Source organism: Bradyrhizobium sp. USDA 4369 (assembly GCF_054056435.1).
In genome coordinates this window covers 4,405,965-4,432,936 of the sequence record NZ_JBSRYH010000001.1, presented here as the reverse complement: position 1 = coordinate 4,432,936, position 26,972 = coordinate 4,405,965, and the positions used below count along the sequence as shown (strand labels likewise).

The window sequence follows — 26,972 nt, the reverse complement described above, 5'->3', positions numbered from 1 at the left end:
ATTACCAATCTCATCGTCAGATCGATCGAACTACTTCCCCTGCACCGTCGCGGGCGCGTCGAGGTCGGCGTCGGTGTCGGCATCCTTGGCGCCGTCGGTGGTGTCGACGGTGACGTAGACCGACATGCCGGCGCGCAGCAGGTTCTGCCGCGCCACCTCCTTCGGCACACGGATGCGCACCGGCAACCGCTGCACGATCTTGGTGAAGTTGCCGGTCGCGTTGTCCGGCGGCAGCAGGGTAAACACCGAGCCCGCGGCCGGCGAGATGCTGTCGACCACGCCCTTGAAGCCGCGAGCGCCATAGGCGTCGACCTTGATCGTCACCGGCTGGCCCGGACGGATCCGCTTGAGCTGGGTTTCCTTGAAATTGGCATCGATGAAGACGTCGTCGAGCGGCACCACGTTGCCGAGCCGCTGGCCGACCGCGACGAAGTCGCCGGTGTTGACGAGGCGGTTGGAAAACGTGCCGTCGACCGGTGCACGCACGGTGGCAAATTCGAGGTCGCGCTCGGCCTTGGCCAGCGACGTCTTCAGCTCGGCAAGCTGCGCCTGGGCCTCGACCTGCTGCGCCTTGGTCACCTCGACATTGTCGCGCGCGGCGTCGAACGCGGCGCGCGCGGCGCGGACTGCGGCCATGCCCTGGTCGCGCGCGGCTTCCGACTGTTCGAACGTCGCATGCGAGGCAAAACCCTTGCTGCTCAGCGCCTGCTGGCGCTCATAGTCGAGACCGGCGCGCTTCATTGCGGCTTCGGACGAGGTCAGATTGGCCTGCGCCTGCTCGACGGCGCTCTGCTGCGCGGCGACCTGCCGGCCGATGCGCGCGATCGTCGCCTCCTGGGTCGCGATCTTGCTGCGCGCTGCGTCGACCGCGATCTTGTAGTCGCCGTCATCGATGCGGAAGATCACGTCGCCCTTGCGGACCACCGAATTGTCGCGCGGCACGATCTCCTGGATATGACCGGACACGCGGGCGCCAAGCATCGTGTTGTTGGCGCGGACATAGGAGTCGTCGGTCGAGACCATGAAGCGGCCGACTATGAAATAATGGGTGGCATAGCCGGCGGCAGCGAGCGCCAACAGCAGGCCGACGCCTGCGAGCACACGCTTGCGCTTGGCGGATTTCGGCGCTGCCGTGCTGGCCGGCGGTTTCTGCCCGGCGGGCGCCCCCGCCGGCGTGGCCGGCGGCAGTTCCAGCGGCGCCTCGGCGACAGAGTCGGCCTTGATATCAGCCTCCTTGGCACTGGCCTGGCCAGCCTTGACGTCATTTGTCCGCGTTTCAGCAGCCTTGCGCTGCGCCGGCTCGTTGGCCTGGGGACGGGCCGTGGCAGGCTGCCCCTGGTCCGGAGCTTCCTCAGCATCCGGACGACGCGCCCGCACCGCCTGTTCTCTCGCAGCAGCCATCAGCGACTCCCACCCGTCACAGCGGAGCCGATCGGCCCCATAGAATTCCGACCGAACCGTTCGGTCAGTCGACATCTATCATTGACCGAACCGTTCGGTCAATTTATATCTTCGCGACCGCAACATATCCGCTCAGCTCCTTTTGTGAGGTTGCCGCACTCGGATTCTTCGGGAACAGCCTAAACCAATGATTGAGGCCGATCAGAACACCACCCACGCACCGCAGGACGAGGACACGTCGAAACGACGGCAGATCCTCGACGGCGCGCGCGACGTCTTTATGGAGCTGGGCTTCGATGGCGCCAGCATGGGTGAGATCGCCCGCGCGGCTGGTGTCTCCAAGGGCACCCTGTACGTCTACTTCACCGACAAGACCGCATTGTTCGAAGCGATCGTCGAAGAAGAGACGCGCACCGCTGTGCTGTTCAGATTCGATCCCGACCGTGATATCGCGACCAATCTCACCGGTTTCGGCGAAGCCTATATCGCGCTGGTGTGCCGGCCGGGCGGCGGATCCGCGATCCGCACCGTGATGGCGATCGCCGAGCGCATGCCGGATGTCGGGCGCCGCTACTACGACCGCGTGCTGGAAGGCACCATCAATTGTCTGACGACCTATTTGCGCGGCCGGGTCGAGGCAGGGCAACTGGCCATCGACGATTGTCAGCTCGCCGCATCGCAATTCCATCTGATGTGCCAAGCCACCTTGTTCCTGCCCTTCATCTTCCAGGCCGAGCCGGCCCCCTCGCCCGAGCGCATCAGCAAGGTGGTGGGCAGCGCGGTTCGGATGTTCCTCGCCAATTACGGCGTCAAAGCCTGACCGCGCGGCGCGTAAACGCCTGTCTGGGGCAATGAGATCGCTCGCGTCGGACATGCACTTTCCTTCTCGCGACGGATGACGTCCGAGCTTGGCGATCGGATCACCCTCGGCCGATCCGGAGGGTGCAGGGAAGGCCGGGCGCTGGCCGCGCCCATGGCCCGCCTGCGAAAAAAATGCAGGCTGCAGGAACCACAGGTCTGGCCGAGATCACCCGGCCCTCCCCGCGCGATGGGCTTACGAATTATACGTAGTCTCCCCGGTGTCCGTGCGTGTTAGCCACCGTCGTCGCCGCGATGCGCTCAGCATCGTCGCCAACTTGACGCCAGCATCGGGGCGTCAGGACCCTACGACTTCATCGTCCTGCCGGCCGCGTTCGTCCGCGCGCGATTGCAGCGCGCTGCGCGCCGACAGGCCACCACTCCCCGCCCCCAACGCTCGTGACGACCGCGAAACGTCCCTTCGAGAGGGGCAGGATGAAGAGAGAGAAACATTACTTTCGGAAAATTGGAAGACGAATATTTTTGCGGGGAGGACTGGACAGGGCAAATCAGCTTGGTCGGACAAGCGAAATCAGCTTCCACGCGCAAGAATTTAATGCGCGAGCGCAGCAACGCGGCATCATCGCGAGCGAAGCGACGCGATCCAGGGGCGACACGAAAGGTCTGGATTGCTTCGTCGCTCCGCTCCTCGCAATGACGGAGAATGGGCAGCCCTGCGTCACACCTCCATCGTGATCGCCCGGTTCGGTTCAAGCCGGGCGATCCAGTCGTCCGAGGCGGTCGTAATGACATCGTTGGGCTGCGGCTTACGCAGGGCGATCACATCGATGAGATCGCACGATCGGCGAGAACACTGCCAATGAGTTATTCCGTCATGCCCGGGCCTGTCCCGGGCATCCACATCATACCCAGGACGCCAAGCGACGTGGATGGCCACGACAAGCCCGGCCATGACGATGTGGAAGCAAACGGGCGCACGAGGCCGAATGTTCTTATATACGATTGCTCTGCGGCGTACCGGATGCCCGCCTGCGCGGGCATGACGGCGGATGGTGTGGTCGACAGGCTGCCCCTCATCGCCTCCCGGGCTACTTCTTCCCGCTCTTCGTCGCGTGCGAATGCGAATGGCTGTGGCTGCTGCTGTGACTATGCGAATGGCTATGCGTATGCGCGTGATCGGGCGCCGCATCGATCGGCATCAGCGCGACATGGCCGTGGCGGACGCCGCGTTCAGCGATGACGTGGTCGGCGAACGCCTTGACCTCGCGCCGCTCCCCCTTGAGCACGGTCACCTCGAGGCAGCTCTCCTGGTCGATGTGGACGTGCAGGGTCGCTTGGGCGAGGCCGGAATGATCATGCGCCTCCTGGGTCAGCCGCTTCGGCAGCTCGCGGGCGGCGTGGTCATAGACATAGCTCAAGGTCGCGATGCACTGGCGGCTGTCGGTCCCGGCATTGTCGGCGCTCTCCAGGCCGCTGCGCAGCAGATCGCGAAACGCCTCAGAGCGGTTGTCATAGCCGCGCCGGGCCATGAAGTCGTCGACCTCCGCGAGCAGATCGTCGTCGATCGTGATCGTCAGGCGCTGCATAGATCGTCTCCCGGCGGCAACAGTGTCGACACCAGTATGATGTTTGCGCGTTGACATCATACCGGTGTCATCTTAGCGTTCTTTAACACTCGACAGTGGGGCGATCCAAGCGAGCGTGTCGCAGGCCAATGACGGCCCGCGACAGATGACGACGCATGCCCCGGTTGCGAGATCGAGGGCGTGACGGCGATGTGGTGGCGTGGGGCAAGTGCTTTGGTGCTGATGGCAGCATTGGTCCAGCAGGCGCAGGCGCATCCCGAGCGTCCCCCGGCGGAGTTGCCGACCGTCGATGTCGACGCCCCCAAACGAACTGCCAAGCCCAAGCCACAGATCAGGCGCGAGGCGCAACGGCCGAAGCCCGGCGCACCGCGATCGCCTGCTCCGGCGACGCCAGCGGCAACGGCCGCAGCCCCCGCGGCACCGTCCGGCGCTGTCGGCTCCGGGCCGGCGCGCCCGCAGGGCATGGCGAGCGAGGTCGTGATCACCGGCGAGGAGATCAACGCCCGTCCGGCCACGCGCCCGGGCGAAGTGCTCGAGGCCGTGCCCGGCCTGATCGTCACCCAGCACTCCGGCGAAGGCAAAGCCAACCAATATTTCCTCCGCGGCTATAATCTCGACCATGGCACCGACCTCGCGCTGTTCGTCGACGACGTGCCGGTCAATATGCGCACGCACGCCCATGGCCAGGGCTATGCCGATCTCAACTGGCTGATGCCGGAGACGATCGGCCGCGTCGACGTGCGCAAGGGTCCTTACTTTGCCGACGAAGGCGATTTCGCTTCGGCCGGCAGCGTGCATATCGGGCTGGTCGACAGCGTACCCAAGGCGATCGCGCAGATGACCGCCGGCAGCTTCGGCTATCGCCGCTTCTTCGGCATGGATTCCGTGCATGTCGGCGACGGCCACCTCCTGATCGCCGGCGAGGCCGGCCGTTATGACGGGCCGTGGACCACGCCCGATGACGCCAAGAAGCTGAACGGCCTGATGCGCTACTCGCAGGGCACGGCCACCGACGGCTTCTCGATCACCGGCATGGCCTATGCGAACCGCTGGACCTCGACCGACCAGGTGCCGGAGCGCGCCATCACCTCGGGCGATCTCGGCCGCTTCGATGCGTTCGACCCGACCGATGGCGGCAAGACCAACCGTTTCGCGCTGTCCGGCCGCGTCGCCGGCACGGATGATGCCGGCTCCTGGAAGGCCAACGCCTATGTGGTGAAGAGCCAACTCGATCTCTACAACAACTTCACCTATGCGCTGCGCGATCCGGTCAATGGCGACCAGTTTCACCAGCACGACGACCGGCTGATGCTCGGCGCCAACGCGTCGCGGACCTTCAACGGCAGCTTTGCCGGACGCCCGATGGAGACGACGATCGGCGTCCAGACGCGCTATGACGACATCGCATTGGCCTTGAGCTACACGAACCAGCGCAGCTTCCTGCGCGCGGTCCGCAGCGACAAGGTCGGCGAAGGCAGCGTCGGCCTCTATGTCGAGAACAGCGTGGGCTGGACCGACTGGCTGCGCACCACAATCGGCTATCGCGGCGACTATTACCAGACCCACGTCTATTCGCTGTACAACGGCAACAACACCGGCGATGCCGCGGCCAGCCTCGGCAGCCCAAAGTTCCGCATGGTGATCGGCCCGTTCAACAAGACTGAATTCTTCCTCGGCGCCGGCTATGGCATGCACAGCAACGACGCGCGCGGTGCGACCACCACCGAGGACCCGGCGGATTCGACCAACAAGCTCGCCTCCTCGCCGCTGCTGGTCCGCACGAAGGGCGCGGAGGTCGGCGTGCGCACGCGCATCATTCCGGGGCTCGATTCGTCCCTGAGCGTCTTCATGCTCAATCAGGACTCCGAGATCCTGTTCTCAGGTGACGCCGGCGATACCACGGCCAGCCGGCCGAGCCGGCGCTATGGCTTCGAGCTGACCAATCACTACCGGCCGGCGTCGTGGATCGACATCGATGCCGATCTCGCCATGACGCATGCGCGCTTCGTCGGCACCGACAGCGACCAGGCCGCAACCTATGCCCAGCTGGTTGGGTTCGGCGCGCCCGCCGAGGTGCTGCGCGGCAATGCGCCGGGCAACTACATCCCCAATGCGCCGTCCATGATCGCCTCGGCCGGCATCACGCTGGGCGAGAAGACCGGCTGGTTCGGCGGCCTGCGCTGGCGCTATCTGGGATCGACGCCGCTGACCGAGGACGATTATTTCCGTTCGACCGCCACCAGCGTGTTCAACGGCCGCATCGGCTTCCGCGACGCCAATGGCTGGCGTATCCAGCTCGACGTGCTGAACCTGCTCAACACCAAGGCCAACCAGATCTCCTACGGTTACGGCTCGTTGCTGCCGACAGACCAGCTCTACCAGGATTGCTACGGCAGGACGCCGAAGGGGGTGCCGGCGCAGGTCTGCCAGGCCGGCGTGATGGACCGCGTGCTGCATCCGATCGAACCGCTGACCTTCCGGGTGACGGTGGCCGGGACGTTCTAGCGGCTGCGTCGCGATTCGGATCTCAGATGATCGGTTTCAGACCATGACGCTTTCGCTGGCAGCGCAACGTAGCTTGCGCCGATCATTCGGCCTCATGCTAGGATGAGCCCCCAACAGACCGAACGACGCCTCCATGACCGATCGCGCCGCTCATTGGCAGACCGTCTACACCACCAAGGCTGAAACCGAGGTCAGCTGGTACCAGGCCGATCCGGCGACGTCGCTGCGGCTGATCCGCGATGCGGTCGCGGCGCCGGCTGCGCGGATCATCGAGATCGGCGGTGGCACCTCGCGGCTGGTCGATGCGCTGCTGGCCGCGGGCTACCGGGCGCTCACCGTGCTCGACATTTCCGAAGCGGCGCTCGCGACCACCCGTCACCGGCTTGGCGCGGCGGCGGGCGATGTGACCTGGATCAGGGAAGACGTCACCACCTGGATGCCGGACGCGACCTATGACCTCTGGCATGATCGCGCGGTGTTTCATTTCCTCACCGAGGCGCGCGACCGCACCGCCTATGTCGAGCGCCTGCGCAGGGGCGTGGTACCGGGCGGCGCCGTCATCATCGGGACCTTTGCACTCGATGGCCCGGACAAATGCAGCGGGCTGCCGGTGGTTCGCTATGATGCGCAGCGTCTTGCTGCGACGCTGGGCTCCGGCTTCACGCTCGAGAACAGCTGCAGCGAAACGCATCGCACGCCGTGGGGCTCGGTGCAGCAGTTCCAATTCTGCCGCTTCCGCGCCGGTTAGTCAGCAGCACAAAGGCGGACCGTCCGCCACCACGACGATCTCGAAATCAGCGGCCTCCTCGCACGCGATGTCCTCGGCTCCGGCGGACACCACCTCCTGCTGTGGCGGCGTCCGCCATGGAATCGGCTTCGGCGGCATCTGCTCCAGCCGCTTTGCATCAGCGACAGCGCGGCGCGCAACTTTCAGTGAGCGGCAGACCAGCACGGCCTCCGCGTCGGTGCCGACCTCGAAGCCTGAGCCAATCGCCCTGATGCGATACGATGCCATCTTCGCCTCTCCCAACCCGCCAGCAACCAAACCCCGCGCGCCTTGTTCCTTGGGACTGTGGCAGGTCTAGTGTCGGCCATTGGCGGACGGCCAGGATGGTCAACGATGTCTTAACGCGCCATCCGCGCTGATCGCGTTTGCGTGCCGGTCCGGCACAAACCGGCGGGAGGGTCGCCCGGCGCTCGGAGAAATCCACAGACACGCACAGCGGCGGATGGGGAGGGGCGAATAGCGAATAGGGAGTGGCAAATGTTCGGCGAGCTGAGGCGCGCCCTACTCGCTACTCCCTATTCGCTATTAGCCCCTCAATAATCGCGGAGCTCGTCTTCCTCGTTGATCAGCTGGCCAATGCTGCGCGGCGCCTTGCGGGGGATCGCGCTGGTCACATCGGGATCGCGCTGGCCATAGCCGTAGCGGCGCTGCTGGGCGCGCGACGCGACCGCCTCGCCGGATTGCGCCGCCGGCTGGCAGATCAGGCGGCGGCTGGCCCGGCGCATCAGGTCCACATGGATATGGTCGTAATGATAGACGTTGGAGCCCGGCGCCAGCACCGTGGTGAACTGCTGGCAGGCGCCGCCCTGCACGTCGCGCAGAAAGCCCTGCTCTTCCGGCAGCCCGATCCAGCCATCCTTGACGCTGATGCGGCGGCCGTCCGCCAGCGTGAAGGCGGCGATGTCGAGTGCATTGCCGAAGGCGTGCTCGGAAATATGCGCGCTCGGATTGCCGTTCATGCCGCGGCAGGAATAGGCCGAGATCTGCTTGATCTCGACCACCCGCATGCCGAACCAGCGCATCGCCGCGGGCTGCACCGATTCGGCGAGCCAGCGGTCGAGCGCGGACACGATCGGACAAGCGAGCGTCGCCGTCGGTTTCACCGCGACCGGACCAACCGCGCCCACCACATCACCGCGCGACGGGCCGAGCCGCGGCGATGCGTCCGGCTGCTGCTGCTGATAGGGACCGCGTGAAGCCGCGGGCTGGTTGCGATAAAGCGGCGCTGCGCCACCGTCGGGAGGAAGATTGCTGTCGTCCTCGCCCGGCGCCGCCCCGGGCGGCTCGAGCCGCAGCGGCGCACCAGCGGGCGCGCCATAGGACGGCGGCGACGCGGCCGCATTCGATGGCGGATAGACAGGCTGTGGCGTCACCTGCGGCCGATAGGTGGCCGGCGGTGGATAGGCTGGCTGTTGCGGGCTGATCGGCCAGCGCGGCTGGCCGCCGATCGCGGCCGGCGGACGCAGGCTCTCATCGGCAAAACCATAGCTCGCATTGGCCTCGCCGATCGCCGCCACCTTCAACGGGTAATCGGCGCCGCACATGCCCGGGCCGGAGATCGGCTCGATGCGGACGATATCGGCGCTCTCTTTCACGGCGCCGGATTTCAGGCAGGCGATCTCGGCCTCGGCCCGCCACGGTTCGCGCTCCTGGAAAAATCCACGGCCGCAACCCGCAAGCGAAACAAGGACGATGGAGCCGACGAGATACAAACGAACTCCGCGCGTCATGTGCAGAGGTTTGCGGCAATTTGCTTAAGGACCTGTCAATGTCGTCTGTTGACGCCGCGGAAACCATGCCGCCGCGGGCGACATGCGATCGACGGCGAAGCGGCAGCGGCGCTGTCTTTTTTGCCGAGGCCGAACGGCTATCATCGCCGCGCGCTGCAGCCGCGCTGAACGTGAAAAACGGGAGCCGTGTCATGACCCTTGCCGGTCGACTGAGCATGGTGATCGCCTATGTCGCGTTTGCATTCGTGGGCGCGATCGTGATCGGCCTGTTCTGAAGCGCCATCGGCGTCACATGCGCACTTGCCACACGCGAACTTGATCGGCTGCCGTCGCGATGCGCGCAGCATTGGCGGTCGATGCCGACCGTGAGCTGCGTCACAGATGCGCGGCGCTCGCGCGCCTAGCGTTGCCTCAGGTTCACGACGCGGCCCGAGGGAGTTCAACCTATGAAGACCATGTTTCTGGCTGCTGCAGCCATCTTGATCGCGGGCAGCGCGGCGCAGGCCGGCAGCTCGATCGCGTTCGATATCGACGGCCGCAAGATCCGGGTCACCCTGCCCCGCAACTGCCAGTCGCTATCCTGCCTGCAGGTCTCCGGCATCGATCTCAGCGGCCTGAAATCCAAGTTCGATGACGACGACGCCCCCGCGAGCAGCGCCGCTGCGGCAGCCCCGGCTGCGGCGGCTCCTGCGGCCGCCGCGCCCTCGACGCCCGCGCCCGTGGTCAACCCGCCCGTGGTGAACGCGCCTGCGCCCGTCACCGCAGCGCCGGTTGCAGCCGCGCCTGCTCCGCTCGCCCCGCCGGTCGCGGTGCAGATGCCGGCGGCGCCGGTCACTTCGAACGCCGCGCCGCCGGCCCCGGCCGCACCGGTGGCCGCGCCGGCGCCGGCAGCAACCGCCGTCGCCGTAGCGCCCCCGGCCGGCCAGCCGGCGCCCGCCGCGACGGCGGACCCGAACTCACCGCTCGGCCTGTGGGCCACCGAAGGCGGCAAGGGCAATGTCGTGATCGAGCCCTGCGGCACCAACATCTGCGGCTTTGCCGAGAAGACCCGCGAGAAGATCCTGATCAACATGAAGCCGAAGGACAGCAAATGGGTCGGCCGCATCCACGATCCGGACGGCGGCGGCAACTACGACTCCACGATCGCGCTGAAGGGACCGAACACGCTGCGGGTCCAGGGCTGCGCCTTCGGCGGCCTGTTCTGCGGCGGGCAGACCTGGAAACGGATCAGCTGAGAAACGGATCAGCTGATGACGTGTCGGCTGACATTGTCCCGCGTTGTCAGAGTCCCTCGTTGCCAGCGATACCAAGGCCCCGCCGGATCGGCCCCCGGCGGGGCCTTTCTTCATCGGCCGCGGCTCACGCCACCTTGGCCGGGATCGCCGGAGCAACGGAAAGCGCCGCGGGCAGCGGCAGCGACAGCCGCACGCGCAGACCACGCGGCGCATTGGGCATCAGCGCGAGGCCGCCATCGTGCTTCTTCATGATCTCCAGCGCGATCGACAGGCCGAGACCGAATCCGCCGGCCGAGCGCGCCTGGTCGAGCTTGACGAATGGCTCCAGCGCGCGCGCCTGCAGCGCCTGGGGAATGCCCGGGCCGTCGTCGGCGACCTCGATCGCAATCATGCCGTCGGTCGCGACCGACAGGCTCACCACCACCTCGCTGCCGTGCTTGACCGCGTTCTCGACCACATTCGTGACGGCGCGCGACAAGGCCCGCGGCCGGCCCTCGCAGACGAGCCGCTGCGGCCCCTGATAGGTGACGGCGTGGCCGACATCGGCGAAATCGCAGCAGATCGTCTCCAACAGGCTCGACAGCTCGATCCGTGCCGGCTGCTCGGCCTTGGTGTCGTCGCGCAGATAATCCAGCGTCTCGTCGAGCATGCGGCTGACCTGGTCGATGTCGCGCAACATCGCCGCGCGCATATCACCGTGCCCGATCCGGTCCGAGCGCAGGCGGAGCCGCGTCAGCGGCGTGCGCAGATCGTGGCTGATGGCGGCCAGCATGCGGGTGCGGTCGTCGAGCAAGGCGCGGATGCGGGCCTGCATGTCGTTCAGCGCCTCGGCAACCTGGGCGATCTCCCTGGGACCGCGGCCGCTGAGCGGCGCCTGCGCGGCCGGCGACCGGCCGAACGCGGCGGCCGCGCGCGCCATCTCCGACAGCGGCCGGATGATCGCCCGCGCCGCATAGATCGACAGCAGCACGCCGAGGATCAGAGTGAGGAAGAGGAACACGAAGGTCGGCTTCAGCACCATCGGCCAGAACTCCAGCCGCGGCACGTCGTCGAACACCAGCGCGCGCTCGCCATCGATCTGGACGATGATCTGCGTCGGCGGCGGCGCGGCGCCGTAGCTGACGCCATGGAGCAAGGTGATGTCGCGCAGCACGCTGAGCTGGCGGCGGGCCAATTGCGACGTCCAGGGCACGTTCCGCATCGGCCTGGCCAGCAGCGTGAGCGAGGTCAGCGGCACCAGCTCGACCTGGATGCCGGAATTGCGCAGGCTCGACAGGCTGCTGTCCACGGCCCCGGCATCGTTCGCGGCGCGGACAAAGTGCACCGCCTCGGCCACCCGCGCGACGCCATAGGCCGGCGATTCCTGCTCGTCGGGCGGATCGAGGAACAGCAGCGCCGCCGCGATCATCAGCACCACGCCGAACAGCACCGACAGCGATGCCAGTGTCACGATCTGCGTGGTGAGGCCGAGCCGTGGGCACGTCTTGTTGTCAGGCTTCATCGATGGTCTCGACCCTTGGCGTGAAGACATAGCCGCCGAGCCGCACGGTCTTGATCAGGCTCCAGCTCCTGGCGCCGGGCTCGATCTTCTGCCGGATGCGGCTGATGTGAACGTCGATGCTGCGCTCGACCGGTCCGGCCTGGCCGCCATGCGCAAGCTCGATCAACTGCTCGCGCGACAGCACGCGGCCGGCGTTGCGGCAGAACGCCAGCAGGATGTCGAACTCGGCGCTGGTCAAGGTGATCTTGACGCGGTCGGGATCGAACAAAGTGCGCGTCGCCGGCTCGATGCGCCAGCCGTCGAAGGTCATCGGCGCCTGCCGCGCCGCGATCACGGCGGGATGCAGCTGCGAGCGGCGCAACAGCGCGCGGATGCGCGCCACCAGCTCGCGCGGATTGAACGGCTTGACGATATAGTCGTCGGCGCCGAGCTCGAGCCCGAGAATGCGGTCGATGTCCTCGCCCTTGGCGGTCACCATGATGATCGGCACGGTCGAGACCTGGCGCAGCCGACGGCAGATGCTCATGCCGTCCTCGTCGGGCAGCATCAGATCGAGCATGATCAGATCGACCTGCTCGCGCTGCAGGACGTCGTTCATCGCCGCCGCCGAGGCGACGAAGCGCGGCGCAAAGCCATGCTCCTGCAGCAGCTCGGTGAGCAGCGCCGCGATCTCGCGGTCATCCTCGACGCAGAGAATGCGCGCCGCTGCCGGTATGTTTGCGTCTGCAGCCACGGCGGTATTGTGTGACGACATCATGTGCGGAACATGGTCGATTTGAGTCGAAATGAACAGCCTGAAGCGGCCCCCGATCGTGGCGAAAGTAAGCTGTATTGTTAAGGCGGAAACATTTCTTCACGCGACTTAATCCCGCGCAATCGGCTTACCGCTTAAGGCTTTGGGCATCAATGAAGCATCAACAGGGAAGTCCTGCGGCGTGGCCGACCGGCCGGCGCGGCCCGCTTCCGAACGCGATCGCCAGCCGCCGTGACACGCCTCCTGCTCGCATTATGCCTCGCAGCCCCGCTGCTCGCCGGCTGCGCCGTCGGCCCGGACTACGTCACGCCGGATTTCGGCGTGCCGAAAAGCTGGAGCAGCGAACGCCGCCGCCCCGCGCAGGCGCTGAAGCTCGCGCAATGGTGGCGCAACCTCGCTGATCCGCAACTCGACCAGCTGATCACCGAGGCTGTCGGCGGCAATCTCGACGTGGCCTCGGCTAAGGCGCGCATCCGAGAGGCTCGCGCCACCCAGCGCCAGGCGGTCGGCGCGCTGTTTCCGAGTATCAGCGGCACCGGCTCCGCGACCGAAACACGCAGCGCCAGCTCGTCGACGGGCGGTGTCGCCATCGGCCCGACCACCTACAGCCAATATCAGGCCGGCTTCGATTCGAGCTGGGAGCTCGATCTGTTCGGCGCCAATCGCCGCGCGGTCGAAGCCGCATCATATGGCGTCGACGCTGCGGATGACGATCTGCGCGCGACGCTGCTGACCCTGGTCGGCGACGTCGCCTCCAACTACATCGATGCCCGCGCCTACCAGGCGCGGGTGGCGTTGGCCAAGCGCACCGCGGCCTCGCAACGCGAGACCGCCGCGCTGACCGAGCGCAAGCAGAACGCCGGTTCGGCGTCCGCCGTCGACACGGCCAAAGCGAACGCGCTCGCTGCCAGCACCGAGGCGACGATACCGACCTATGAGAGCTCCTATCAGCAGGCCGTGCACCGGCTCGGCGTGCTGCTCGGCCGCGATCCGGCGGCGCTCAGCCTGCGGCTGTCGCGCGCCACGGCCATCCCCTCGCCACGTCTGCCGCTGCCCAAGGGCATCCCTGCCGACATGCTGGTGATGCGGCCCGACGTGCGCAAGGCCGAGCGTCAGCTTGCGCAATATACGGCGAAGATCGGCCAGGCGACCGCGGCGCTCTATCCGGATGTCAGCCTCAGCGGCACCGTCTCGACGTCAGCGCTGAAGCTCGGCGACATCGGCAAGAGTTCGACGATCGGCTGGTCGATCGGGCCGAGCCTCTCCGTCCCGATCTTCAATGGCGGCAAGCTGCAGGCTGCGGTCGAGGTCGCGGAGGCGCAGCGTGACCAATATCATGTGGCCTGGCAGAGCGCCGTGCTAAGCGCGCTGGAGGATGTCGAGAACGCCATCGTCAACCTCGCCCAGGAGCGCATCCGCATTCGCAGCCTGACGGAATCGGCGCGCCGTTACAGCGAGGCCGCCAAGCTGTCGCGCTCGCTGTACGAGACCGGCTCCAGCACCTTCCTCGACGTGCTCGATGCCGAGCGCTCGCAATTCACCGCCGAAGACAGCCTGCTGTCAAGCCGGGCCACGCTGGCAAAGGACTACGTGGCGCTGGCGAAGGCGCTCGGCGGCGGCTGGACCGGCGCGATCGACAGCTCCGTTCCCATTGTCGTCGACGACAACACCGGTCCACATCTGGCGCAGACTGTCGTGGCCAGGTAACCGAAGCGTTTTTCCGAAGAGATCAAACCCTCGCCATGAACGCGCCCCTGCCTCCCATGCCCAGACCGGCCGCCATCGACGGCGGCGTTTCGTCGCCGGTCAAGCCGAAGCCGCAGCGCCGCTGGTCACGACTGATCGTCGGTGCGGCCATCGCGCTGGCAGTGGTCGCTCTGCTCGTTGCCCGCTACAGCAAAAATCCCAACGCCAATCTGGTCACGGCCCCGGTCACGATCGGCGATGTCGAGCAGACCGTGCTCGCGACCGGCACCTTGAAGCCGGTCAAGCTTGTTGCGGTCGGCGCCCAGGCCTCGGGACGGCTGGTGACACTCAATGTCGGGCTCGGCCAGAAGATCAGAGCGGGTGACCTCATCGGCGAAATCGACTCGCTGACGCAACAAAACACGCTGCGGACCAATGAGGCCGCCCTGCGCAACGTGCGTGCGCAGCGCGACGAGAAGGTCGCCACGCTGGCTCTTGCCGAGGCCAATATGGCGCGGCAGCAGGTCACGCTGGCGCAGAAGGCGTCGTCGCGGGCGGATTACGACAATGCCGAAGCGACCGTGAAGCAGACGCAGGCCCAGATCGCGCAGCTCGATGCGCAGATCGTCGAGGCGGAGGTCGCCATCGAGACTGCGCGCGTGAACCTCGCTTATACCAGGATCACCGCACCGATCGACGGCACCGTGCTGTCCATCGTGACCCAGCAGGGCCAGACGGTGAATGCGGTGCAGTCGGCGCCGACGATCGTCGTGCTCGGCCAGGTCGAGACGATGACCGTGCGCGTGGAAATCTCCGAGGCCGATGTCGTCAGGGTCAAGCCGGGACAGAACGTCTACTTCACGATCCTCGGCGATCCCGATCGCCGCTTCCACGCGACCCTGGACTCCATCGAGCCGGCCCCGGAATCGATCAAGAGCGATTCGAGCTTCTCATCGACCTCGACGACGACATCGAGCAGCAGCAGCTCGTCCTCTTCCACCACGTCCTCGGCGATCTATTACAACGGCGTCTTCAACGTCGCCAATCCGGATGGGCAGTTGATGACCTACATGACGGCCGAGGTCCACATCCTGCTTGGTGAAGCGCGCCACGTGCCGACGATTCCGTCCTCCGCGCTCGGCAACGCCAATCCGGACGGCAGCTATACGGTCCGTCTGCTCAATGGCGCCGGGGCATTGGAGAAGCGCAACGTGCGCATCGGCCTCAACAACAAGATTCGGGCCGAGGTGAAGTCCGGCCTGAGCGAGGGCCAGCGCGTCGTCATCGCCATGCCCGAGGAAGGTCCGAAGCAAGCCGTGATGCCACCGCCGCCGTCATCCGGAGGGCCATGATGGCAGAGGTGCTGATCGACCTGCAGAATGTTGGACGCCGCTATGCCTCCGGCGACAGCACGGTGCACGCCTTGCGCGGGATCGACATCCAGATCGCACGCGGCGAGATGGTGGCGATCATCGGCCAGTCGGGCTCCGGCAAATCGACCTTGATGAACATCCTCGGCTGCCTTGATCGGCCGACCTCCGGCAGCTACCGGATCGCCGGCCGCGAGATGAGCTCGCTCGATCCGGACGAGCTCGCGGCGTTGCGTCGCGAGCATTTCGGCTTCATCTTTCAGCGCTACCATCTGCTCGGCGAACTGACCGCCGCGCAGAACGCCGAGGTTCCCGCCGTCTATTCAGGGCTCACGCAGGCTGCGCGACGCCACAAGGCCGAGGCGCTGCTGCAGCGGCTCGGCATGGGGAGCCGCATCGATCACCGGCCAGGCCAGCTCTCGGGCGGCCAACAGCAGCGAGTCTCGATCGCCCGCGCGCTGGTCAACGATCCCGACGTCATCCTCGCCGACGAGCCGACCGGTGCACTCGACCGCGCCAGCGGCGAGGAGGTGCTGCGCATTCTCGACGAGATCAGCGCCTCCGGGCGCACGGTCATCATCGTGACGCACGACGCCGGCGTCGCGCAGCGGGCGCGGCGCATCATCGAAATCCAGGATGGCCGCGTCATCTCCGACCGGCTCAATCCACGCAGCTCGACACAGGCTACGACCACGGCAGCCGAGGTCCTGACGCCCTCCGCATCGTCATGGTGGCGCAGCTATCTCGATCGCTTCCGGGAAGCCTCGCGGATGGCGCTGCTCGCCATGAACGCACACCGGATGCGGGCCTTCCTCACGATGCTCGGCATCATCATCGGCGTCGCCTCCGTCGTGCTGGTGCTGGCGCTCGGCAAGGGCTCGCAGGCGCGCGTACTGAAAGACATCAACCGGCTCGGCACCAACACGCTGGAGTTCTTTCCGGGCAAGGATTTCGGCGACACGCGCGCCAACAAGATCAGGACCCTGGTGCTCGCCGACGCCAAGGTCATGGCAGAGCAGCCCTATGTCGATGCGATCTCGCCGACGGTGTCGACCACCAGCACCCTGCGTTTTGGCGCCATCGAGGTCAGCGCGCAGGTCTCGGGCGTCGGCGAGCAATATTTCCGCGTCAAGAATACCGAGCTCGCGGAAGGCAGCTATCTCGACGCCGACACGGTGCGCTCCTACGCCCAGGATGCGGTGATCGACGACAATGCGCGCAAGGCGCTGTTTCCGGATCTGGATGTGAGCCCGCTCGGCAGCGTGGTCCTGATCGGCAAGGTGCCCTGCCGCGTCGTCGGCGTCACCAAGCAGCAGCAGGCCGGGTTCGGCTCCAGCTCGACGCCGATCGTCTATCTCCCCTACACCACTGTGCAGGCCCGCTTCATTGGCAACCAGGTGCTGCGCAGCATCAGCGTGCGCGTCGACGAGGCGACGCCGATGGCCGCCGCCGAGCGCGCGGCGACGGCGCTGCTCACCGCGCGCCACAACGCCAAGGATTTCTTTGTCCTCAACACCGACGACATCCGCAAGACGGTCGAGAGCACCACGCAGGTGCTGACGCTGCTGGTCGCGGCCATCGCCGTGATTTCGCTGCTGGTCGGCGGCATCGGCGTCATGAACATCATGCTGGTGTCGGTGTCCGAGCGCGTCGGCGAGATCGGCGTACGCATGGCGGTCGGCGCTCGCCGCAGCGACATCCTGATGCAGTTCCTGATCGAGGCGGTGCTGGTCTGCCTGCTGGGCGGCGCGCTGGGCCTCGGACTCGCTGTCGGCTTCGGCTCCATCTTCAATGCACTCGATGTCGGCTTTCAGCTGATCTATTCACCGCTCGCCATGGTCGGCTCCGCGGTCATCTCGATGGCGATCGGGATCGGCTTCGGCTACATGCCCGCACGCAGCGCGTCGCGGCTCGATCCGGCGACAGCGCTGGCGCGGGAATAGGTCTCGGCACACAGGGGGCTTAGCATCTCAGACGATCCGAGTTGATGAACGACAGCTGCGCTCTCACCCATGGCGATTGAAGCACGGCGAGCTCGGCGCCCCCCACCCTGCAGCAAGGCGATCGCATTTGACGAAATGGGACAATCGCAGCAAGAACGCCTGCCAATCTGTTACTCCGTCATGCCCGGGCTTGTTCCGCCTGCGCGGCCGTAGCCGCTCCGGCGCGGCGTAGGCCCGGGCAGGCGGGACAAGCCCGGCCATGACGTGGAGACAGATGGGCGCACTCTGTAAAGCGCCATATGGGATGGTCCTGCGCCGGATGGCGTCTTCCGCAGTTGGCCTGACACAGCCGCCCTCCGCGCGCTGGCGCTACCGCTTCGCCGCCATCTGCGTGCTCGCTGCGGCGTCCTTGGCAACGGCGCCCTTGTCGACCCATTCGGGCGGTGCGCCGAGCCGGTTGGCGACCATGCCGATCAGGCCGGGATCGCGGCCGAACACCTCGCAGGCCACGTACTTTGGCTTTCCCCCCAGCGCGGCGCCGATCCGTTCAATCGACGGCAGCTTCGGCGCCTTGCCGAACGGCGTCTCGCCGGTCACCAGCATCTGGCCGAAATCGGCGCTGAACGAGGCCGCCAGATCATAGGCGTCGCCGGCCTGTGACAGCACCGGCGAATTGGTGAACGAATTGGCGCCACGCGCCCACACCATCGCAGCCTGCTGACGTCCCTTGCGGTCGACCGCCTCAGCTTCGACCGTGAGACTGCCGAGGCCGATCGGCAGCCGCGGCACCGGCACGGGAACGCCGAGCGCACCGGGCACGGCCGACACGACCTTGGACGCCCCCGCCGCGACCGGGTCGGTTGCCGCCGCCTGGGTGATGAAGGTGCGCGTCGTCAGGTCGGCCTTCTCATACGGAGCGACGACCGTGAAACGTTCGCTCAGATTGAGACACAGCGCGCGATCGACGGCATTGGCGACCAGCCGGCGCTGCTCGTCGCTCAGAACCTCGTTGGCCTGTCCGGAAAACGACGTCGGCATGATGCGGATGGTCGAGGCCGCGAGCACCGCGTCCTTGTCGACGTTCAGCAAGGACTTGGCGAGAACGCCGTTGGATTCGGACAGCGTCTGATAGGACGCGAGCGCCCCGCTCTGCGTCATCGGCGCGGTGGCGCAACTGGCCAGGCCCAGGGCCGTGCAAAGCATGGTCACGCGAGCGGCGGCCGACGTGTACGATCTCACCCAACACGCGATGTCGACTTCGACCATGCCCGGACCGCCTCACGCCTATCATGTCCGCCCTTTGCGGACGGGGCATCCTTCTCATCCGACAATTCGGACAGCGTAGGGCGGAAGCGTGGAGAGATGTTACGAAACGGCGCGAACCACGGAGAGAGTGCGGCGTGCGTGTCGCGAGCATGGCGTTGCCGCGACAAGCACTATTCTCCTACGGGAGCCCGGCCTCCAGGAAGGGTCGCCTATCCGGCAGGTCGATAGGACAACTGATTAGGACGAGCCGCGCAGCGATAAGCCAATGTCCCCACTCCCCTCGTGGGTCAGCGGAGACCCCGCATGAGTCCGCCACGCGAGAGGCGGCGCACCTGACGGACCCGCGTCACCCCGCAATAGCGCGATTGGTTCTCAGCAATTTTGCGCAGCGGACAGCAGTCATTGCCGCGCGCGGCCCGCACAGGGGGCTTTCGGCAGGATCCGTTGCGGATCAACCGCTTCGCCAAGCACGCTCAGGCGGCGCGGCCGAGCCAGGCCCGCATCTTCTGCGCCAGGCTGCGCCGGGCGCTGCCATTGGGCTCATCCGCGACGGCTGAAGACGTGTCCGGGCGCAGCTCTGCCGCCGCGTCCGCATTCGGCATGTCCGATGGCGCTTCGGCGCTCGCGCGGGCGTCCTCGGCGGCCGGCGCAGGAGAGCCGGGCACCAGCGATTTGATCGCGGCCGCCACCGCCTCGACGCGCGCGAGATCCGCCGGCGCGCGCTCGGTTTCCGGCGGTGCCGGCTGCAAGGTCTCCGCTTCGACCTGCAACGGCGCGGGTGTGTCGGGCTGGACCGGCGCGGGGGGCTCCAGCACGGGCACCACCTCGGCTGCGGGCTCGCACGCGATCTCCGGGGGCGCCTCGGCCGGCTCTGGCGGCGGCGCGGGGACCTGCGACGACAGAGTAACGCGGCTGCGGCGCTTCTTGGCCGTCGCAGGCTTTTCCGCCACGACCGTCTCTGCCGGCTTCTTCTCCGCCGAGGCCTTCTCTGCCGAGGACTTTTCTGCCGAGGCTTTATCGGCCTGCGCCTTTTCGGCCGCGACCTTGGGTTCCAGCGCCGGCTTCGCCTTGACCTTGCGAATCAGGCCGGCCAGCGCATAGGGGCCGACCGTCTCCAGGAAGGTCTTCTCGTGATCGCGCGACAGCCGCTCGACAGCGGCGTCGAGCGGCAGCCAGTCGACCGCGCGAACATCGTCCATAAGCGGCTGCATTTGGTCCCCGGACGCCTCCATGCGCCAATAATGCACGACCTTCGAGCGGGTGCCGGTGTCGTAAACCAAGGTGCCGAGGAACTCGTGCACGGTCACCCTGTGGCCGGTCTCTTCCAGCACCTCGCGCTTGGCGGCGTCACGCGGCGTCTCGCCGTCGTCCAGCTTGCCCTTGGGCAGCACCCATTCGTCGCGCTTGCGCAGGCGCACCACCGCGACCCGCGGCGGTTGCTCCCGCCGCAGCACAATGCCGCCTGCCGCCATGATGGGCGCTCTCGCCATCGCCTCTCCTGTGGCCGGGGATCGCGGGGGCCGCGATCCCGATTCGTGAATTGAGCGCAACGATATAGTGAAGCGCAACGGCGAAATCGAGCGCCGGTGGCGCAGATCTTACATTCCCTCGGCGGCGACGCGCCTGCGCCACAGCGGCTGACCGGCGCGAATCCGCGCGCCCTCGGCGATCTCGGGGCAGAAGGTGAAGTCGCCAGGCGCAAGCAGGATGATGGTGGAGCCGTGCTCGAACCAGCCGAGCTCATCGCCCTTGCGCACGACATTGTCGCAGCTGTAGGCGAGCGGCCGTTCGGTCTGCGCGTTCAATACGCGGTCCAACGCGTGCAGGCGGATGCTGGCGACCAGGATCGCGGCGACCGGCACGATGGTGAACGGCTCGCCTGTCGCGAGATGGGTGCGGATGACGGCGCGCTCATTCTTGCAGAACAGCCGCTCGACGCGCTTCAGCGCGATCGGATTGACGTTCCAGACGTCGCCATGGATCAGGCTGACATGGTCGAGCGTCATGTCCGCTGGCGCGTGAAAGCGGTGATACATGCTCGAGGTCAGCCGGATGGTGATGAAGCAGCCGTTGCGATGGGTCTCGACCACGGCGGGATCCATGACGAGGTCGCGCAAGGCGTAAGGCGCGCCCTTGATCTGATAGAGTTCGCCATCGCGGATCTGGCCATGGGCGCCGACGATGCCGTCGGACGGGCTGGTCACGATCGCGGGATCGGGATCGAACGGCCGCAGCCCGGCCTTCAGCTCGCGGGTGAAGCAGGCGTGCAGGCTCTTGAACTCGCTCTCCTTGGCCTCGGAGAGGTCGAGATCGGAGAACAGCTTCCACAGCGCGATGGAGGCGTCCTTCACCAGCGGATTCTCGATCTTGGAGAACCAGCCCATGAAGCGGGTCAGCGCGGCGCGCGGCACGCGGTTGGTGAGCAGGAAGTTGAGGTCTTCCTGTTGGGTGAAGGAGGCGATCAGGCTTTTGACTGTCATGAATCTGTCAGCAGGAGTGGTTAGCGCTTTTGGGCATGATGGAAAACGCGATTCCTTATGTAACGCTGGCGATTGGCGCTGCCGTGACGGCCGCCGTCGCCCCCAAGGTCAAGGCCCGCATCGAGCTGTCGCGTGCCAAGCACCGCTCGCTCGCCGGCCATTCCAAGATGTCGCGGCGGATCTCCAGGCTGATCCCGCGCTATGAGTTCGAGATCGACGACTTCTTCCGCTCCGATGGCGCGCCGCAGGAGATCGCCACCCGACGCCAGGACGGCTTCTTCCGGCTCGGCGCGCTGTTCCAGGAGAAATTCGCCAAGAGCCGCGCGCTCACCGCCGAGGCGGCGAGCCGCATCTCCGACCTGCAATTCACCCAGTCCTACCGCGTGCCGTTCCAATACAGCCGGCTGGTCAAGGAGCAGCTCGGCGCTGGCTCGTTCATGCAGGCCTCGTCCGGCGTCACGCTGACCGACCTCGACGGCAACCAGTTCTACGACCTCACCGGCTCCTACGGAGTCAACATCTTCGGCTACGACTTCTACAAGGAGTGCATCGCGGCCGCCGAGCGGCGCGCGCAGGCGCTCGGCCCGGTGCTCGGCCTGTATCATCCGGTCGTTGCCGACAATGTGAAGCGCTTGACCGAACTGTCCGGCATGGACGAGGTCTCGTTCCACATGTCCGGCACCGAAGCTGTCATGCAGGCGGTGCGGCTCGCCCGCTACCACACCGGCCGCAGCCATCTGGTGCGCTTCGCCGGCGCCTATCATGGCTGGTGGGGCGACGTGCAGCCCGGCGTCGGCAATCCGATCGCGCCGCACGAGACCTATACGTTGGCCGAAATGTCGGAACGTACGCTGCACGTCCTGCGCACACGGCGCGACATCGCCTGCGTGCTGGTCAATCCGCTGCAGGCGCTGCATCCGAACGGCAACGCGCCGGGCGATTCCGCGCTGGTCGATTCCTCGCGCAAAGGCCGCTACGACCGCGAGGCCTACACGGCCTGGCTGAAGCAGTTGCGCGAGGTCTGCACCGAGCGTGGCATCGTGCTGCTGTTCGACGAGGTGTTCCTCGGCTTCCGGCTCGCCCCGGGCGGCGCCCAGGAATATTTCGGCGTCAAGGCCGACATGGTGACCTACGGCAAGAGCCTCGGCGGCGGCCTGCCGATCGGCGTGGTCTGCGGCCGGCACGAACTGATGCGCCGCTTCCGCGACGACCGTCCGGCCGACATCTGCTTTGCCCGCGGCACCTTCAACTCGCACCCTTACGTGATGACGGCGATGGACGAGTTCCTGAGCCGGCTCGACAGCCCGAACTTCCGCACCATTTATGACGGGCTCGACGCCACCTGGGACGGCCGCGCCCGCGAGCTCAACACCGCCCTGAGCGCGCGCGACCTGCCGGTGCACGTGTCCAATCTGCAGTCGATCTGGCTGGTCGAGTACACCGTGCCCTCGCGCTACAATTGGATGCTGCAATTCTATCTGCGCGCCGAAGGCCTGGCGCTCAGCTGGATCGGCACCGGCCGCTTCATCTTCAGCCTGAACTACACCGACGCCGATTTCGCCGAGGTCACCAAGCGCTTCGTCCTGGCGGCGGAGAAGATGAAGCAGGACGGCTGGTGGTGGAACGATGGCACCCTCACCAACAAGGCGATCAAGCGCCAGATCCTGAAAGAAATGCTCGGCGCCGTGGTCGGCCGTTGAGGTCGCTCTCTGCCCCGCTTTCGCGGGGCGGTCGCCGACGGCGATCGGAGTTTTGCACTCGTCTGTCTCCAGGCCGTCATAGCCGGGCTTGTCCCGGCCAGCCACGTTGGTCGGCATCCCGGGAACGACATGGATGCCCAGGACAGGCCTGGGCATGACGGTGTAGCTCACGAGCAAAACTGCTCGTCGCGACAGTCCCCTCTTCTTGTATGGAATCGCCATGCTCCCTTGCGGGGCAGTTCGGCCCGCCTGCAGACCCCGACGGGCGGCGGCTGTCGCCTCTGGCGCTCGCATACTGGGCGGAGCACGCCTGCCCCCTCCCCGGCCCTCCCCCGCAACCGGGGGAGGGAGCGCACCGCGCTCATCGCGACAGCTTGCGTCCAACATCGAGACGTTCCCACAAACACCGATGCCCGGGGCAGGCCCGGGCATCGCGCAGTTCAGATCGAGCGCCCGGCTCAGGCGTGCTGCTCTTCGAGGTTCTCGCCCATCAGGTGAAGGCCCGGATCGATCAGCTCGCCGCGCAGCAGCGCCAGCGGCGCCGAGCGGTACTGCATGAAATCGTTGAACGGGTCGGTGATGATCTTGGTCATCCAGACCAGGCCGGTCTCGACGTCGCGGATGAAGAACAGCTGGACGGTGCGGAAGACGAGGCCACCGATGCCGATCACGAGCCAGAGCTTGGCGGTCTCGCGGGCGAAATCCATCGCCGTGGTCCAGGGCGACAGCAGGCCGAATAGGGTCGGCTGCAGATACAGCACCACCGGGGCCGCGGCCCAGATCGACATCAGCACGACCTTGCGCTGCAGATTATAGCCGACCTTGATCTCTTCCTTGTGCTCGTGGGTCGCCTGGTTGACGTGGTCATAACCCTTCGGCTCGAAGAAGAAATGCCCGGCCTGGCGCGACGTCATCGACACCAGCCAACCGATCAGCGCCGACATCAGCGGATCAAACACCATCATCACATAGGCGATCAGGAAGCTGAGCGCGCTGACGAAGTGCAGGCTCTGATTGATGCGGCTGTGGTGATAATAGCGATGGTCGTCCCAGCGCTGGATCCGCAGCTGCTCCAGGAAATGCTTGATCATGGTTGCTCCGAAGAATGAGTTGCAGGTCGTGTACAGGGATTCGGTGTAGATCGTGTGACATCATCAAGATGTCACACGATCGGACGCAAGAAAACGTCGAAAACTACCGAGAAGCGCGCGCGCCGCGGAGGGAGGCTGCCGCGCCTCAGGCTGCGGCAGCGAGGTCCTGCTTGCGGAAGCGCACCAGCGAGAAGTGTCCGAGCGGCGGGATCAGGCGGCGCTCGACCAGCTCCATGCGCTGCGCGCCAGCGAGCCAGCGCATGTAGCGCGACCAGCCGAACTCGGCGGTGCGGAAGCCGAGCCGGCGCACCACCGGCTGCAACGCCTGCTCGATGACCCGGCGCAGACCATCATCGGCGCTGACGCGGGTAAGGATGATCAGCTCGCCGCCGGGACGCAGCACGCGGGCGAACTCGTCGAGCGCGACTTCCGGATTCGGCACGGCGGTCACGACATATTGCGCCATCACGACATCGAAGGAGTCGTCGGGAAAATCGAGGTTCTCGGCATCCATCACCGCCAGACCCTCGACATTCTTCAGCCGCTGCTCGGCGACGCGGCGCATCGCCTTGCCGAGCATCGCCTCGGAAATGTCGGTGCCGAATACCCGGACATGCGGGGCATAAAGCGGCAGCGAGATGCCGGTGCCGACACCGACCTCGAGCACGCGCCCGCCGAGCTTGTTAGTGGCGCTGATCGCGGCCTTGCGGCCCTTCTCGAACACGCCGCCGAAGACGAGGTCGTAGATCGGCGCCCAGCGATCATAGGCCTGTTCGACCTGCTCGCGATCGAAATCAAGCTCCTGCGCACCGCGGAGCTTCATAGTTTCTGCCATCGTTACATCTCACTCTGTTTTGCAATTGATGTGGTGACGCGATGTTAGCCGTCAGCCGCGTACGACGCTCTGCCCGACCAGCACCGGCGTGGGACGCACGACACGGGACGGCTGCAGCACGGCGAGATTGCCGATGAACTGGCGCGCGCTGTTCTCCCAGGAGCGATCCAGCGCGAAGGCGCGGCAGGTCTCGCGCGACATGGTCAGGGCCTTGAGGCAGGCGGCGCGCAGGTCCCAGTCGATCGCACCGATCGGATGATCGGCAATGACGTCGAGCGGTCCGGTGACCGGGAACGCCGCCACCGGCGTGCCGCAGGCCAGCGATTCGAGCTGCACCACGCCGAAAGTATCGGTCAGGCTCGGAAACACGAAGACATCGGCCGCCGCCATATGCGCGGTCAGGTCCTTGCCGGTCTTCTCGCCGAGGAAATGCGCCTTCGGAAAACGGCGCTCCAGTTCGGCCTTCTGCGGACCGCCGCCGACCACGACCTTCGAGCCCGGCAGATCGAGCGACAGGAACGCTTCCAGGTTCTTCTCGACCGCGACGCGGCCGACAGTCATGAACACCGGACGCGGCAGATCGAGCGCGGCAGGCTCGTCCGGATTGAACAGCTTGGTGTCGACGCCGCGCGTCCAGAAACCGAGCTTCTTGAAGCCGCGCGAGGCCAGGTCCTGCTTCAGCGAGTTGGTCGCCACCATGGTCATGGCCGCGGCATCGTGAAAGCGGCGCATCACCCAATAGCCGACCGCGTCGGGAATGCCGGTACGCACCGACACATATTCCGGGAAACGCGTCGTGTAGGAGGTCGTGAATGGCAGGCCATGGCGCAGACAATAGCGGCGCACCGCCCAGCCGATCGTGCCTTCGGTGGCGATGTGAATTGCATCAGGTGCTGCGGCCTCGATGCGGCGAGCGATTTCGCTGGCCTTGGTGATCGCAAGCCGCAGGCCCGGATAGGTCGGCACACCGAATGACGGAAACCCCTCCGGCGTGAGGAAGGTGATATCGGCGCCGAGGCCCGCGGCCGCGCGCGACAGCGACGTGAGCGTGCGCACCACGCCATTGACCTGCGGGTGCCAGGCGTCGGTTGCGATTAAGATCCGCATAAGTCGATCCGGAAAGTTGCAGCGATTCTGAACATCCGCAAATTCCGACATTCTTATTTCAGGCGTGTGACGTCATCGAACTGTCGAAGGTTCTTTTTGCCGCTCCCGGCCGTTTTCCGCGATGTTCGTGGCCCCCGCGGCGCAGCGGCTGTCGTGAAACCGTCATGAAACAAACGGTTAAGCCGACGAAGCCGTTTTGCACCTGCTACGAAAACGCAACGAAACTTTTCTCCCTTATGAGTTGCAGCATAAGGCGCCGATCAAGCTGCGCCAAAGCTGATGACAGGCGACTGATTTCAAATCCGCTGACCGACGTAACGGCAGCGGCGCACGCGCGATCAAACAGGGGACATTGATGTTCACCTCGGGCATATTCCGTTGGCATTTCCGCATCCTCGCCGGCGCGCTGATGACGGCGACCATCGTGACGGCCACGCCAACACAGGCCGCCTCGCCGGCCCCGCTCCCGTTTCCTTTCCTGCTGCCACCGGTTCCGAGCTTCGAGCCGCCGGCAGCCGAACCGCAGACGCTCGCGCCCAGCGAGGACGACGCGACGGCTTATGATTTGCCGGCCCGCCTGCGCCGCCAGGTGGTGAACTACGCCACCCGCGAAGCGCCAGGCACCGTCATCATCGATACGCCCAACACCTATCTCTACTACGTGCTCGGCAACGGCCAGGCGATGCGCTACGGCATCGGCGTCGGCCGTGATGGCTTCACCTGGTCCGGCACCCAATCGGTCACCAGGAAGGCCGAATGGCCGGACTGGACGCCGCCGCCGGAAATGATTGCCCGCCAGCCCTATCTGCCGCGTCACATGGCCGGCGGACCAGGCAATCCGCTGGGCGCCCGCGCCATGTATCTCGGCGGCACGATCTATCGCATCCACGGCACCAACCAGCCGGCAACGATCGGCACGCATGTATCCTCGGGCTGCATCCGCCTGACCAATCAGGACGTCATCGACCTCTATGCGCGCGTCAATGTCGGCGCCAAGGTGATCGTGCTGCCGATGGACCGTCGCGCCGATCTCGGCCGCATCACCCGCTGATCGTCACGCCTGCAGTCGTTCACTTCTCATCTTCCCCTTCCTCCCAGACTTGGACCGCCCGGGCCCCGCGCCTCAGGCGGTCTTTTTTTGCGCCCTGGTCTGATAAGCCGTCTGGCGCCGCCTGC

At 66.2% G+C, this 26,972-nt stretch carries 22 protein-coding genes; 10 read left to right on the top strand and 12 right to left on the bottom strand.

Annotated features, from left to right (window positions below):
- Positions 1 to 30: 30 nt before the first annotated feature.
- Positions 31 to 1,401, bottom strand: a complete 1,371-nt coding sequence (locus tag ACVIJ6_RS19905; protein ID WP_456774071.1) for an efflux RND transporter periplasmic adaptor subunit — start codon at positions 1,399 to 1,401, stop codon at positions 31 to 33.
- A 187-nt stretch (positions 1,402 to 1,588) separates the two neighbouring features.
- Between ACVIJ6_RS19905 and ACVIJ6_RS19900 the strand changes: the two genes are divergently transcribed.
- Positions 1,589 to 2,221, top strand: a complete 633-nt coding sequence (locus ACVIJ6_RS19900) for a TetR/AcrR family transcriptional regulator (protein WP_456774070.1) — start codon at positions 1,589 to 1,591, stop codon at positions 2,219 to 2,221.
- Between the two features lie 1,087 nt (positions 2,222 to 3,308).
- Here ACVIJ6_RS19900 and nikR read toward each other — a convergent pair.
- Positions 3,309 to 3,806: a nickel-responsive transcriptional regulator NikR gene (gene nikR, locus ACVIJ6_RS19895; RefSeq protein ID WP_456774069.1), complete on the bottom strand. Its 498-nt coding sequence runs from the start codon at positions 3,804 to 3,806 to the stop codon at positions 3,309 to 3,311.
- Between the two features lie 189 nt (positions 3,807 to 3,995).
- Here nikR and ACVIJ6_RS19890 point away from each other — a divergent pair, with 189 nt between their 5' ends.
- Together ACVIJ6_RS19890 and ACVIJ6_RS19885 are read left to right on the top strand one after the other, a co-directional pair.
- A complete protein-coding gene (locus tag ACVIJ6_RS19890) occupies positions 3,996 to 6,311 on the top strand; it encodes a TonB-dependent receptor (RefSeq protein WP_456777035.1) in 2,316 nt (771 codons plus the stop codon).
- Positions 6,312 to 6,444: 133 nt separating this feature from the next.
- Positions 6,445 to 7,059: a class I SAM-dependent methyltransferase gene (locus tag ACVIJ6_RS19885; RefSeq protein WP_456774068.1), complete on the top strand. Its 615-nt coding sequence runs from the start codon at positions 6,445 to 6,447 to the stop codon at positions 7,057 to 7,059.
- Here the strand turns inward: ACVIJ6_RS19885 and ACVIJ6_RS19880 are convergent, their stop codons facing one another.
- Positions 7,060 to 7,326, bottom strand: coding sequence for a hypothetical protein (locus ACVIJ6_RS19880; protein ID WP_456774067.1), 267 nt, complete (start codon positions 7,324 to 7,326; stop codon positions 7,060 to 7,062).
- 305 nt (positions 7,327 to 7,631) lie between these two features.
- The gene (locus ACVIJ6_RS19875) at positions 7,632 to 8,828 is read right to left on the bottom strand and encodes an extensin family protein (RefSeq protein WP_456774066.1); all 1,197 of its coding nucleotides are present in this window, start codon (positions 8,826 to 8,828) and stop codon (positions 7,632 to 7,634) included.
- A gap of 20 nt (positions 8,829 to 8,848) precedes the next feature.
- Between ACVIJ6_RS19875 and ACVIJ6_RS19870 the strand changes: the two genes are divergently transcribed.
- Both ACVIJ6_RS19870 and ACVIJ6_RS19865 read left to right on the top strand, forming a co-directional pair.
- On the top strand, positions 8,849 to 9,103 hold the full coding sequence (locus ACVIJ6_RS19870) for a hypothetical protein (protein ID WP_250171892.1): 255 nt from the start codon (positions 8,849 to 8,851) through the stop codon (positions 9,101 to 9,103).
- 171 nt (positions 9,104 to 9,274) lie between these two features.
- Entirely contained in the window at positions 9,275 to 10,063 is a 789-nt protein-coding gene (locus ACVIJ6_RS19865) for a DUF2147 domain-containing protein (protein ID WP_456774065.1), read from the top strand.
- A 124-nt stretch (positions 10,064 to 10,187) separates the two neighbouring features.
- On the opposite strand, the gene ACVIJ6_RS19860 is transcribed toward ACVIJ6_RS19865, so the two are convergent.
- Positions 10,188 to 11,564 (bottom strand): ATP-binding protein, encoded by a 1,377-nt coding sequence (locus ACVIJ6_RS19860; RefSeq protein ID WP_456774064.1) that lies wholly within the window; start codon positions 11,562 to 11,564, stop codon positions 10,188 to 10,190.
- Complete coding sequence (locus ACVIJ6_RS19855; protein WP_456774063.1) at positions 11,554 to 12,321, bottom strand: response regulator; 768 nt, start codon at positions 12,319 to 12,321, stop codon at positions 11,554 to 11,556. Before ACVIJ6_RS19855 ends, ACVIJ6_RS19860 begins: the two co-directional genes overlap by 11 nt.
- 228 nt (positions 12,322 to 12,549) lie before the next feature.
- On the opposite strand from ACVIJ6_RS19855, the gene ACVIJ6_RS19850 reads away from it, so the two are divergent.
- The 3 genes from ACVIJ6_RS19850 to ACVIJ6_RS19840 are packed head-to-tail and all read left to right on the top strand — an operon-like array spanning position 12,550 to position 17,317.
- Positions 12,550 to 14,025, top strand: coding sequence for an efflux transporter outer membrane subunit (locus ACVIJ6_RS19850; RefSeq protein ID WP_456774062.1), 1,476 nt, complete (start codon positions 12,550 to 12,552; stop codon positions 14,023 to 14,025).
- A gap of 35 nt (positions 14,026 to 14,060) precedes the next feature.
- A complete protein-coding gene (locus ACVIJ6_RS19845; protein WP_456774061.1) occupies positions 14,061 to 15,356 on the top strand; it encodes an efflux RND transporter periplasmic adaptor subunit in 1,296 nt (431 codons plus the stop codon).
- Entirely contained in the window at positions 15,356 to 17,317 is a 1,962-nt protein-coding gene (locus ACVIJ6_RS19840) for a MacB family efflux pump subunit (protein ID WP_456774060.1), read from the top strand. The genes ACVIJ6_RS19845 and ACVIJ6_RS19840 overlap by 1 nt, the downstream gene beginning before the upstream one ends.
- A gap of 369 nt (positions 17,318 to 17,686) precedes the next feature.
- Here ACVIJ6_RS19840 and ACVIJ6_RS19835 read toward each other — a convergent pair whose 3' ends face one another.
- The 3 genes from ACVIJ6_RS19835 to asd all read right to left on the bottom strand — a co-directional run bounded on the left by ACVIJ6_RS19835 (position 17,687) and on the right by asd (position 21,063).
- Positions 17,687 to 18,583, bottom strand: a complete 897-nt coding sequence (locus tag ACVIJ6_RS19835) for a DUF3313 domain-containing protein (RefSeq protein ID WP_456774059.1) — start codon at positions 18,581 to 18,583, stop codon at positions 17,687 to 17,689.
- A gap of 473 nt (positions 18,584 to 19,056) precedes the next feature.
- Positions 19,057 to 20,073, bottom strand: coding sequence for an NUDIX domain-containing protein (locus tag ACVIJ6_RS19830; RefSeq protein ID WP_456774058.1), 1,017 nt, complete (start codon positions 20,071 to 20,073; stop codon positions 19,057 to 19,059).
- A 108-nt stretch (positions 20,074 to 20,181) separates the two neighbouring features.
- On the bottom strand, positions 20,182 to 21,063 hold the full coding sequence (gene asd, locus ACVIJ6_RS19825) for an archaetidylserine decarboxylase (protein ID WP_456774057.1): 882 nt from the start codon (positions 21,061 to 21,063) through the stop codon (positions 20,182 to 20,184).
- Positions 21,064 to 21,098: 35 nt separating this feature from the next.
- Here asd and ACVIJ6_RS19820 point away from each other — a divergent pair, with 35 nt between their 5' ends.
- Positions 21,099 to 22,763 carry an aminotransferase class III-fold pyridoxal phosphate-dependent enzyme gene (locus tag ACVIJ6_RS19820; RefSeq protein WP_456774056.1) on the top strand — a complete coding sequence of 555 codons (1,665 nt, stop codon included), beginning with the start codon at positions 21,099 to 21,101 and terminating at the stop codon, positions 22,761 to 22,763.
- Positions 22,764 to 23,221: 458 nt separating this feature from the next.
- Here the strand turns inward: ACVIJ6_RS19820 and ACVIJ6_RS19815 are convergent, their stop codons facing one another.
- The 3 genes from ACVIJ6_RS19815 to ACVIJ6_RS19805 form a co-directional block, all read right to left on the bottom strand.
- Complete coding sequence (locus ACVIJ6_RS19815) at positions 23,222 to 23,854, bottom strand: hypothetical protein (RefSeq protein WP_172241518.1); 633 nt, start codon at positions 23,852 to 23,854, stop codon at positions 23,222 to 23,224.
- A 145-nt stretch (positions 23,855 to 23,999) separates the two neighbouring features.
- The gene (locus ACVIJ6_RS19810) at positions 24,000 to 24,689 is read right to left on the bottom strand and encodes a class I SAM-dependent methyltransferase (RefSeq protein ID WP_085972643.1); all 690 of its coding nucleotides are present in this window, start codon (positions 24,687 to 24,689) and stop codon (positions 24,000 to 24,002) included.
- A gap of 51 nt (positions 24,690 to 24,740) precedes the next feature.
- Positions 24,741 to 25,796: a glycosyltransferase family 4 protein gene (locus tag ACVIJ6_RS19805; protein ID WP_456774055.1), complete on the bottom strand. Its 1,056-nt coding sequence runs from the start codon at positions 25,794 to 25,796 to the stop codon at positions 24,741 to 24,743.
- 355 nt (positions 25,797 to 26,151) lie between these two features.
- Between ACVIJ6_RS19805 and ACVIJ6_RS19800 the strand changes: the two genes are divergently transcribed.
- A complete protein-coding gene (locus ACVIJ6_RS19800) occupies positions 26,152 to 26,847 on the top strand; it encodes a L,D-transpeptidase (protein WP_456774054.1) in 696 nt (231 codons plus the stop codon).
- The last annotated feature ends 125 nt before the right edge of the window (positions 26,848 to 26,972 follow it).

Bases quoted from the DNA above. Each gene is read 5' to 3' on its own strand.
- ACVIJ6_RS19905 (WP_456774071.1), bottom strand. From the start codon at position 1,401: ATGGCTGCTGCGAGAGAACAGGCGGTGCGGGCGCGTCGTCCGGATGCT.
- ACVIJ6_RS19900 (WP_456774070.1), top strand. From the start codon at position 1,589: ATGATTGAGGCCGATCAGAACACCACCCACGCACCGCAGGACGAGGAC.
- nikR (WP_456774069.1), bottom strand. From the start codon at position 3,806: ATGCAGCGCCTGACGATCACGATCGACGACGATCTGCTCGCGGAGGTC.
- ACVIJ6_RS19890 (WP_456777035.1), top strand. From the start codon at position 3,996: ATGTGGTGGCGTGGGGCAAGTGCTTTGGTGCTGATGGCAGCATTGGTC.
- ACVIJ6_RS19885 (WP_456774068.1), top strand. From the start codon at position 6,445: ATGACCGATCGCGCCGCTCATTGGCAGACCGTCTACACCACCAAGGCT.
- ACVIJ6_RS19880 (WP_456774067.1), bottom strand. From the start codon at position 7,326: ATGGCATCGTATCGCATCAGGGCGATTGGCTCAGGCTTCGAGGTCGGC.
- ACVIJ6_RS19875 (WP_456774066.1), bottom strand. From the start codon at position 8,828: ATGACGCGCGGAGTTCGTTTGTATCTCGTCGGCTCCATCGTCCTTGTT.
- ACVIJ6_RS19865 (WP_456774065.1), top strand. From the start codon at position 9,275: ATGAAGACCATGTTTCTGGCTGCTGCAGCCATCTTGATCGCGGGCAGC.
- ACVIJ6_RS19860 (WP_456774064.1), bottom strand. From the start codon at position 11,564: ATGAAGCCTGACAACAAGACGTGCCCACGGCTCGGCCTCACCACGCAG.
- ACVIJ6_RS19855 (WP_456774063.1), bottom strand. From the start codon at position 12,321: ATGATGTCGTCACACAATACCGCCGTGGCTGCAGACGCAAACATACCG.
- ACVIJ6_RS19845 (WP_456774061.1), top strand. From the start codon at position 14,061: ATGAACGCGCCCCTGCCTCCCATGCCCAGACCGGCCGCCATCGACGGC.
- ACVIJ6_RS19840 (WP_456774060.1), top strand. From the start codon at position 15,356: ATGGCAGAGGTGCTGATCGACCTGCAGAATGTTGGACGCCGCTATGCC.
- ACVIJ6_RS19835 (WP_456774059.1), bottom strand. From the start codon at position 18,583: ATGGTCGAAGTCGACATCGCGTGTTGGGTGAGATCGTACACGTCGGCC.
- ACVIJ6_RS19830 (WP_456774058.1), bottom strand. From the start codon at position 20,073: ATGGCGAGAGCGCCCATCATGGCGGCAGGCGGCATTGTGCTGCGGCGG.
- asd (WP_456774057.1), bottom strand. From the start codon at position 21,063: ATGACAGTCAAAAGCCTGATCGCCTCCTTCACCCAACAGGAAGACCTC.
- ACVIJ6_RS19820 (WP_456774056.1), top strand. From the start codon at position 21,099: ATGATGGAAAACGCGATTCCTTATGTAACGCTGGCGATTGGCGCTGCC.
- ACVIJ6_RS19815 (WP_172241518.1), bottom strand. From the start codon at position 23,854: ATGATCAAGCATTTCCTGGAGCAGCTGCGGATCCAGCGCTGGGACGAC.
- ACVIJ6_RS19810 (WP_085972643.1), bottom strand. From the start codon at position 24,689: ATGGCAGAAACTATGAAGCTCCGCGGTGCGCAGGAGCTTGATTTCGAT.
- ACVIJ6_RS19805 (WP_456774055.1), bottom strand. From the start codon at position 25,796: ATGCGGATCTTAATCGCAACCGACGCCTGGCACCCGCAGGTCAATGGC.
- ACVIJ6_RS19800 (WP_456774054.1), top strand. From the start codon at position 26,152: ATGTTCACCTCGGGCATATTCCGTTGGCATTTCCGCATCCTCGCCGGC.